Raw genomic sequence first — 9130 nt, forward strand, 5'->3', positions numbered from 1 at the left:
GCAGTACGACACCCGCAAGAGCGTGCTGCAGAGCCAGGCCGGCCTCTTGTGGGAGCACCGCCTCGACCAGCGCCAGCAGCTACGCGTGATGCTCTACGGCGGCCAGCGCGACACCGTGCAGTTCCAGTCCATCCCGCCCTCGGCGCAGCAGAACCCGCTGCACGCCGGCGGCGTGATCGACCTGCACCGCAACTACAGCGGGCTGGACGTGCGTTGGCAGGGCGGCTTCGATCTGGCCGGGCGCCCCTTCGAACTGGTCGCGGGCCTGGGCTACGACAGCCTGAGCGAGCGGCGCAGCGGCTACGAGAACTACCTCGGCCCGGCGGCCGCGCCGCTGCTGGGCGTGCGCGGACGGCTGCGGCGGCTGGAGCACAACAGCGTGTCCAACCTCGACCCCTACGCGCAGGCCACCTGGCGCCTGGCCGAACAGTGGACGCTGGAGGCCGGCGTGCGCCGCAGCCGGGTGCGCTTCGACTCGCGCGACCTGTACGTGATCGGCCGCAACGGCGACGACAGCGGCCGGGCGCGCTACGCCCGCACCTTGCCGGTGGCCTCGCTGCGCTGGCAGCCCACGCGCGACCTGGCGCTGTACCTGTCGGCAGGGCGCGGCTTCGAGACGCCGACGCTCAACGAACTCTCGTACCGGCCCGACGGCACGGGCGGCCTGAACTTCGCGCTGCGTCCCTCGGTGAACGACAGCGTGGAACTGGGCGCCAAGGCGCGTATCGCGGGCGGGCTGCTGACGGCGGCGCTGTTCCACACCCGCACGAAGGACGAGATCGTGACGGCCACCAACACGGGTGGGCGCTCCACCTTCCAGAACGCGGGCCACACGCGGCGCCGGGGCTTCGAACTGGGCTGGCAGCACGAGACGGCGAACCACTGGCGCACGCAGGTGGCGCTGACCTGGCTGGATGCGCGCTACCGGGATGCCTTCTGCTCGCCCTCGCCCTGCGGCAGCGGCAATCTCGTGGCGGCGGGCAACCGCATACCCGGTATCGCGCGGCAGTCCTTCTATGCCAGCGTCGGCTGGGTGCCGCCGCAGGGCTGGCGCGCGGGGGCGGAGCTGCGCGCGCTGGGCCGCGTGCAGGCCAACGACCGCAACACCGCCAGCGCGCCGGGCTATGCGGTGGCCTCGCTGTACGCGGGCTACGTGCAGCAGTGGGAGCGGTGGGAGTTCAACGCCTTCGCGCGCGTGGACAACCTGGCCGGGCGGCGCTACGCCGGCTCGGTCATCGTCAACGAGGGCAACGCGCGCTATTTCGAGCCGGCGCCCGGGCGCAGCTGGACGCTCGGGCTTGGCGGCGTCTACCGGTTCTGAGCCGCCGGATGCCGGTGGCCTGCGAGTTGCCTGGTGGCCGCTCGCAGGCCGGCTTCGCTACTTCTTGGCGGAGGTCTGGCCGAAGTCCTTCTTCTCCTTGTCCAGCAGGTAGGCCCGGATGTGCTCGATGTCCTGCGGCTGCACTTCGGAGGAGAAGGACGGCATCCCGCGCGCCTCGATGCCGTTGGTCACCACGGCCCGGAAGGCCTCGGCGCTGAGCGTGTAGGGCGTGCGGCGCAGGTCCGGCACCAGTCCACCGCTCTCGCCGCCCACGCCGTGGCACTTGGAGCAGTAGATATGAAAGGTCTTGCTGCCGATCGCGATGGATTCGCCGCTGGCATCGGTGCCGGTGGGCACCCGGCGGCTTTCCTCCTTGGCCGGCAACGGAGGCAGGCTGCCCGTGCCGCCCAGCTTGAAGACCAGCAGCCGGCTCTTGTTGCGCACGCCCGTGAAGTTGTCGGCCTCGCCGCCGACCATCGGTGCGCCGCCGCCCCAGCCGGCGAGCACCGCGACGAACTGCTCCCCGTCGATGGAATAGGTCGAGGCGCTGGCCAGCACGCCGGTCTGCGCGTCGAAACGCCACAGCGGCTTGCCCGTGGTCGCCCCGTAGGCGACGAACTCGCCGTGCGCGTTGCCCTGGAAGACCAGGTCACCGTCGGTGGCGAGCGCCCCGCCGTTCCAGACCGACGCCAGCGGGACCTTCCATGCGGCCTTGCGCTTGACCGGATCCCATGCGACCAGCGCGCCGCTGGCGAAGCGCCGCGGGAACGAGGTGCCGTCGAAGAACGCGCTGCCGGTGTTGAAGGTGCCCTTGCGGTGCACGAACTCCTTGCCCTCGTTGCGGTAGCCGCCGGCCATTTCCTGGTACGGGATGTAGACCAGGCCGGTCTTCTGGCTGAACGCCATCGGCTGCCAGCTGTGGGCCCCGTAGGCGCCGGGCCAGAGCAGGATCGGCTTGGTCTCGTAGCGCGCGCCGGGCTCCTCCACCGGCCGTCCGGTCTTCAGGTCGACCCTCTTCGCCCACGTCACCTTGCCGACCTTGTCGGCAGACAGGAGTTCGCCCGTCGCCCGGTCCAGGACGTAGAAGAAGCCGTTCTTCGGGAACTGCATCAGCACCTTGCGTTCCTTGCCGCCGATCTTCAGCGTCGCCAGCACCATGTTGGCGGTGGCGGTGTAGTCCCAGCTCTCACCCGGCGTGGTCTGGTAGTGCCAGACCAGCTTGCCCGTCTCCGGCTTGATGGCCAGGATCGACGACAGGAAGAGGTTGTCTCCGCCGCCCGGGCTGCGCACCTCCCGGTTCCAGGGCGAGCCGTTGCCGGTGCCGACGTAGAGCAGGTCCAGTTCAGGGTCGTAGTTCATGTTGCCCCAGACCGTTCCACCGCCGCCGTACTTCCAGTACTTGTCGCCCTTCCAGGTCTTGGCCGCCACGGCCAGTTCCTCGTGCTCGAACGGCTTGGAGGGATCGCCCGGGACGGTGTAGAAGCGCCAGAGCTGCTTGCCCGTCTTCGTGTCGTAGGCCGTGATGTAGCCGCGCACGCCGAAGTCCGCGCCGCTGTTGCCGATGACGACGATGTCCTTCATGACCAGCGGCTGGCTGGTGATGGTGTAGGGCTGGCTCCGGTCCACGGTCTGGACCTCCCACGCCACCTTGCCCGTGGCGCGGTCCAGCGCCACGAGGCGGCCGTCGATGACGCCGACGAACACCTTGTCGCCCCACAGCGCGACGCCCCGGTTCACGGCATCGCAGCAGGTGTCCTTCGCCACCTTCTTCACCTCGCCCGGGTCGTAGTGCCACAGGGTCTTGCCGCTGCGCGCATCGACCGCCATGGCATGGCCCCAGGGCAGGGAGAAGTACATCACGCCGTCGACCACCAGCGGCGTGGCCTCCAGCCCCCGGTCGGTGGGCAGGTCCAGGTGCCAGGCCAGGCCCAGGCCCTTCACGTTCTTCTCGTTGATCCGCGACAGGGGGCTGGAGAAGGTGCCCTCGTAGGTGCGTCCGGCGGCGGGCCATTCTTCGGCGCCCTTGCGCGGCCTCGCGAGGTCCTCGCCGGTCAGCGGCGTGAGGGTGGGCGCGGCAGCAGCGCCTGCGCACACCACAGCAGCGCAGGCAGCCAGGGCGAGGCGGGAGGGGATCCATTTCATGCTTGTTCTCCTTTCGACGATGTGGGCACGTTCTCGTGCTCAGCCCGGCTGCCGGCCATCGGCGTAGGCGAGGCACACGGACTTGATGCGGGTGAAGGCCTCCACGCCCGCCTTTCCCATCTCCACGCCCATGCCCGACTGCTTGTCGCCGCCGAAGCTGAAGTTCGGATCGATCACCCCGTGGGTGTTGACGTAGACCAGTCCGGAGCGGATGCGCGGGATCAGTCCCATGACCTGCCCCACGTCGCGCGACCAGATGCTGGCGGCCAGCCCGTAGCTGGAGTCGTTGGCCTTGCGCACCAGGTCGTCGAGGTCGTCGAACGGCGTGGCGACGAGCACCGGGCCGAAGATCTCCTCCTGCACGACACGCATGTCCTGCCTGACGTCCACCAGGACCGTGGGGGGATAGAAGAAGCCGGGCTGATCGCCGGTGCTGCCGCAATAGGCCGCGCGCGCGCCGTCGGCAATCCCGCTCTCGACATACCGGGTGACCCGATCGAGCTGCTTGCGCGAGACCAGCGGCGTCATGCCGCTGTCGGGGTCCATGCCGGGGCCGCACGCCATCGCCTTCGCATGGCGCACGACACCCTCGACCACCCTGTCGAAGACGGAGCGGTGCACGTACAGGCGCGAGCCGGCGGCGCAGACCTGGCCCGCGTTGAAGAAGATCGCGCCGGCGGAGCCGGCCGCCGCCGCTTCGACGTCGGCGTCCGCGAGCACCATGAAGGGCGACTTGCCGCCCATCTCGAGGGTGAAGCGCGTCACGTTGTCCAGCGCAGCGCGGCCGACCAGCTTGCCCACCTCGGTCGACCCGGTGAACGAGATCTTGTCGATGCCCGGATGCGAAGCCAGCGCCGCGCCCGCGACGTGACCCAGCCCCGTCACGACGTTGACGACGCCCGGCGGCAGGCCGGCCTCGGCGCACAGGTCGGCGAAGCGAAGGGCGGTCAGCGGGGTTTCCTCCGCGGGCTTGAGCACCACCGTGCAGCCGGCCGCCAGCGCGGGCGCCACCTTCATCACGGCGAGCAGCAGCGGGAAGTTCCAGGGGACGATCGCGCCCACGACGCCCAGCGGCTCGCGCAGCGTGAGGGCGCGGTACGCCGTCCCGGGCGGGAACGGGATGGAGACGTCCACTGTCTGGCCCTCCAGCTTCGTCGCCCATCCGGCCATGTAGCGCATGCACTCCGCGGTGTAGGCGACGTCCAGCGCGCGCGCATAGGTGATCGACTTGCCCTGGTTGAGCGTCTCGATCTGCGCCAGCTCCTCGGCGTTGTCCTCGATGAGCTGCGCCAGCCCGAGCAGCAGCCGCTCCCGGTCCGCAGGGCGCATCGTGCGCCAGGGGCCGTCGAAGGCCGTTCGCGCGGCGCGCACGGCGGCGTCGATGTCGGCGGCGCCGCCGGCCGGAACGTGGCAGAGCACCGTCCCGGTGGCGGGATCGTGCACAGGCAGCGAGCCGCCTTCCTGTGCATCGACGCCCGTGCCATGGATGTGAAGCCTGTGCGTTCGCTCCAGGAACGAGCGCACCGAGGCCAGCGTTTCGACGTGTGCCATCTTCTTTTCTCTCTCAGATGCGAGCCGCCTCGCGACCGCCAGGTCTCGCACGAAGCCGGCCCATGTCTCCAACATGCGGCCACGGGGGGGGCCGCACACCACCCGCCCCGGCGTGGACGCAGCGGTGTGCTGGCGTGCACGACAGGATGGAGCCGCGTCCGAACATCCCGCGGACTGCGACGAACAAAATGTAGGGCGGGGGTGCCGCGCTGCCGTGCTCCACCGAAGCCATTCGATCCAGAGAAAGCGACAACTCCCGTGCGCAGGCCGACTCGCCTGGCTTCGGGCCAGCCGGGTCTCGCGCTCGCCCGGCACATGTCAGGCGGTGACCGTCGTCGGCGCCGAGGTGCCCGCCTTCTCCAGCGGCACTCCCAGACGGTTGAAGGCCCCCAGCGTGGCCAGCACCGACGCGGTCGCGATGCTGTCATGCACCCCGACGCCGAAGCGGCTCCCCGCGATGGACGGGTGCGCCACTTCGACGATGGCGATGGACCTGGCATCCGCGCCGCTCCCCAGGCTGCGCTGCTCGTAGCTGTCCACGCGCAGGGCGGGGTTCAGGGCCGCGACCGTGGCTGCAATCGGCCCGTTTCCTCGCCCGCTCGATTCGATCCGTTGCCCGAGCGCCGTGCAGTCCAGTTGCAGGCGCAGGGTGTCTCCGCCCGGGCCCTCGTCCAGCGCGTGTGCGACGTAGCGGTAGGCGCCCTCGCGCAGCGGATCGAAGTACACCTCGCTGAAGAGGCGCCAGATCTCCTCGCTGCTGATCTCCGTCTCGCTCGCCTCGGCATGCTTCTGGACGATGGCGCTGAACTCGATCTGCATGCGGCGCGGCATGACGACCCCGTGGTCGCGCTCCAGGAGGTAGGCGATGCCTCCCTTGCCGGACTGGCTGTTGACCCGCACGATGCTGTCGTAGGTCCGGCCGATGTCCTTCGGATCGATCGGCAGGTAGGGGACGCGCCACGGCCCGTCGGCGGCCTGCGCCGCGAAGCCCTTGGCGATCGCATCCTGGTGCGATCCCGAGAACGCGGTGAAGACCAGGTCGCCCACGTACGGGTGCCGGGGATGAATCGGCAGCGAGGTGCACTCTTCGGCGATGCGTGCGACCGCCGCGATGTCGGAGAAATCGAGGCCCGGCGAGACGCCCTGGGCGTAGAGATTGAGCGCCAGCGTCACGAGATCCAGGTTGCCGCTGCGCTCGCCATTGCCGAACAGGCAGCCTTCCACGCGCTGCGCCCCGGCCAGCAGCGCCTGCTCCGCGCAGGCCACGCCGGTGCCCCGGTCGTTGTGCGGATGCACCGAGAGCACGATGTGCTCGCGCCTGTGCAGGCGGCGGTGCATCCACTCGACCTGGTCCGCGAAGACGTTCGGCGTCGTGACCTCCACCGTCGTGGGCAGGTTGATGATCATCGGCCGGGTGGGACCGGCATCCCATGCTGCGATCGCGGCGTTGCACACCGCGAGCGAGATCTCCAGCTCGGCCATGCAGAACGTTTCGGGCGAGTACTGGAGCACCCACTGGGTTTCCGGCGCCTCTGCCGTGAACCGGCGCAGCAGCCCGATGTGGTGCTCCACCATCTCGATGATCTGCGGCACGCTCAGGCCGAAGACGATCTCGCGCCAGGCGGGCGCGATGGCGTTGTAGAGGTGAACGATGGCGCGCCGTGCGCCACGCACGCTGCGCACCGTCTCCCGGACCAGGTCCTCGCGCAACTGGGTCATCACCATCGGGGTGACGTCATCCGGGATCAGATCCTCGTCCACGAGGGTGCGGACGATGTCGAAGTCCGTCTTCGATGCGGCTGGAAACCCGACCTCGATCTCTTTGAAGCCGAGCCGGACCAACTCATGGAACAGCTTGAGCTTGCGTTGCCGGCTCATGGGCTCGAACAGGGCCTGGTTGCCGTCGCGCAGGTCGGTGGACAGCCAAACGGGCGGCTGCGTGAGCGTGCGGGACGGCCAGGTCCTGTCGGTCAGGTCAACGCTCGGATAGGGGCGGTACTTGGTGTGCGGTTGGGAGAGCATGCGAACCTCGAATGGAATCAGGTGAAGAAGAGCCTGATTCCCCTGCTTCCGTCCGGAAGCTGGTCGAGGTCGGGGTCAGGGGGAATCAGGATGGGTCATGGCGCGAGCAAGTGCGCCCGGACCCCGACGCAGGGGCAGTAGTGGGAGCACTGGTTGTAGGAAACGCGTCGCGCGCATGTGTGGATCCAAGAACGGCTGAAAACTATGGCGGCAGGATACGATGCGGTCTGGTTGTCCGTCTTCATATATCAGGACGATTGCTGTCTCAGAACGGACAAATCGAAGAAAGGATCGACGTGGCGTACACCGCCCACGCAGCGGTCGACTTGGACCGTCATGCCGCATCGAAGTCGTGGTTGACCGGGGTGGCCGCCGACTATCCGGCGGGCCACGAGGTCGATGCCCACCATCATGACCGTGGACAACTGCTCTATGCGCTGGAAGGCGTGATGGTGGTCGAGGCAACCCGGGGCCGCTGGATCGTGCCGCCCACCACTGCCGTATGGCTGCCTCCGAGGGTAGAGCACCGTCTTCTGATGTGCGGCCCGGTGCGTGTGCGCAGCACCCTGGTGGCCGCTGCCGTGGCGCGTCGCCTGCCGCGTAGCGAATGCGTCGTGCACGTGTCGGCGCTGCTGCGGGAGCTCATCGCCAGGGCGGCCTCGCTGTCGGTCGATGTCTGCGCCACGCCGCACGGACAGTTGGTGGCGAAACTGCTGGTGGAAGAACTGCGAAGCCAGCACCCGCTGCCCTTTCATCTGCCGTGGCCTGCAGACGAACAGATGGCGGCCGTCTGCCGAACGCTCGCTGCGGATGCGTCACATCCGTTCTCCACGGAGGAGTGGGCGACGGCGCTCGCGATGAGTGCCAAGACTTTCCAGCGGCACTTCAAGACCGCCACGGGCATGAGCTTTGGGCGGTGGCGCCAGCAGGCCAGACTGCAGGGGGCTCTGGACGCCATCCTTGGCGGCCGACCCTTGCTGAAGGTCGCGCTGGAGTGCGGATACGAAAGCCACAGCGCATTCACGCAAGCCTTCCGTCGGCATTTCGGTGCGCCGCCCTCGAAGTTCATCGATCAGGGCTTCCGTGCCTCCCTGGGGATTCGATCCGAGCACTCTCGGACGGGCGTCGTGCGGTGATGGCGCCGCGGGTCTGCACCAGCCTCTGACTTCTGAGGCAGTGCTGCGAATTTCTGAACTGCGCCGAAGGATCGTGAAAGGCGTCCCTTCCGTCGCTGAGGCTCTGCGGCGGGGCCGCTGCGCGCTGCGCTTGCAAGAGGCCCCGTGGAGGGCGTGAGGCTGGCTTGCTGGGTCCCTTGAGCCTGCCACGTCGGTCTCGCGCTCAAGGTCGGCGCGTGCGCGTGGCGCACGCTGGCGTCCTTCGGCCGTCTTCGAACCTGTGACCGCTGCGCTGCGGCGTGCCGCTTCCGGTCCCGGGCAATCCCGCCCGGTCACTGGAGTTCGCCATGGCGCACGATCTCGTCTCTTCCCTCGACTCCTTCGCTGCTGCTGCTTCGTCCGCGTTGCTGGTGCGCGACGCGAAGGGTGCATACCGGCCGGCCGGCGCCGATGAAGTCCTGGCGGCGGCGCAGTGCGTGCTGGCAGGGCGGGTGCGCGGTGCCTGCGTGCTCGACTCGCCGGCGGTGGTCCGGGACTTCCTGCGGGTGCGGCTGGGAGCCTTGCCGTACGAGGTGTTCGGTGTGGTCCACCTGGATGCCCAGCATGCCGTGCTGGACTGTTGGCGCCGACCGAAAACTGAGCCAGTGGGGGTGCGGCGGATTTCTTGGACTACCGTTGGAGGTAGTTCATGTATTCATACGAAGATCGAGTTCGCGCAGTACAGCTGTACATCAAGTTGGGCAAGCGTTCTGGGGCGACCATTCGCCGGCTGGGCTACCCGACGAAGAATTCCCTGAAGAACTGGCATGAGGAGTACGAGCGACACCACGACCTGTCGCACGGCTATGTGCGCTCGAAGCCGAAGTACTCTCAGGCCCAGAAGGAACGGGCCGTCGAACACTACCTCGAGCACGGGCGCTGCATTGCCTTCACCGTCAAGGCGTTGGGCTATCCGGGCCGGGATTCGCTGCGGACCTGG

At 68.7% G+C, this 9130-nt stretch carries 6 protein-coding genes and 1 pseudogene; 3 read left to right on the forward strand and 4 right to left on the reverse strand.

Annotation, left to right across the window (positions count from 1 at the left end; genetic code table 11):
- Window positions 1-1321: TonB-dependent receptor family protein (locus Q392_RS25590; protein WP_038214955.1), on the forward strand; the 1321-nt coding region annotated here is incomplete at its 5' end.
- A 57-nt stretch (window positions 1322-1378) separates the two neighbouring features.
- On the opposite strand, the gene Q392_RS25595 is transcribed toward Q392_RS25590, so the two are convergent.
- From Q392_RS25595 to Q392_RS25605, 3 genes are all read right to left on the reverse strand, one after another.
- Window positions 1379-3463 (reverse strand): PQQ-dependent dehydrogenase, methanol/ethanol family, encoded by a 2085-nt coding sequence (locus tag Q392_RS25595; protein ID WP_051953965.1) that lies wholly within the window; start codon window positions 3461-3463, stop codon window positions 1379-1381.
- Between the two features lie 39 nt (window positions 3464-3502).
- Complete coding sequence (locus tag Q392_RS25600; RefSeq protein WP_038214958.1) at window positions 3503-5014, reverse strand: aldehyde dehydrogenase family protein; 1512 nt, start codon at window positions 5012-5014, stop codon at window positions 3503-3505.
- A 318-nt stretch (window positions 5015-5332) separates the two neighbouring features.
- On the reverse strand, window positions 5333-7036 hold the full coding sequence (locus Q392_RS25605) for a 2-isopropylmalate synthase (protein WP_038214960.1): 1704 nt from the start codon (window positions 7034-7036) through the stop codon (window positions 5333-5335).
- Between the two features lie 257 nt (window positions 7037-7293).
- Between Q392_RS25605 and Q392_RS25610 the strand changes: the two genes are divergently transcribed.
- Entirely contained in the window at window positions 7294-8172 is an 879-nt protein-coding gene (locus Q392_RS25610; protein ID WP_425425201.1) for an AraC family transcriptional regulator, read from the forward strand.
- Window positions 8173-8483: 311 nt separating this feature from the next.
- Here the strand turns inward: Q392_RS25610 and Q392_RS33085 are convergent, their stop codons facing one another.
- Entirely contained in the window at window positions 8484-8756 is a 273-nt protein-coding gene (locus Q392_RS33085) for a hypothetical protein (RefSeq protein WP_157008279.1), read from the reverse strand.
- An 83-nt stretch (window positions 8757-8839) separates the two neighbouring features.
- On the opposite strand from Q392_RS33085, the pseudogene Q392_RS25615 reads away from it, so the two are divergent.
- Window positions 8840-9130 (forward strand): annotated as a pseudogene (locus Q392_RS25615) (IS3 family transposase); the annotation flags it as partial.

Source organism: Xenophilus azovorans DSM 13620, from assembly GCF_000745855.1.
GTDB lineage: Bacteria > Pseudomonadota > Gammaproteobacteria > Burkholderiales > Burkholderiaceae_C > Xenophilus > Xenophilus azovorans.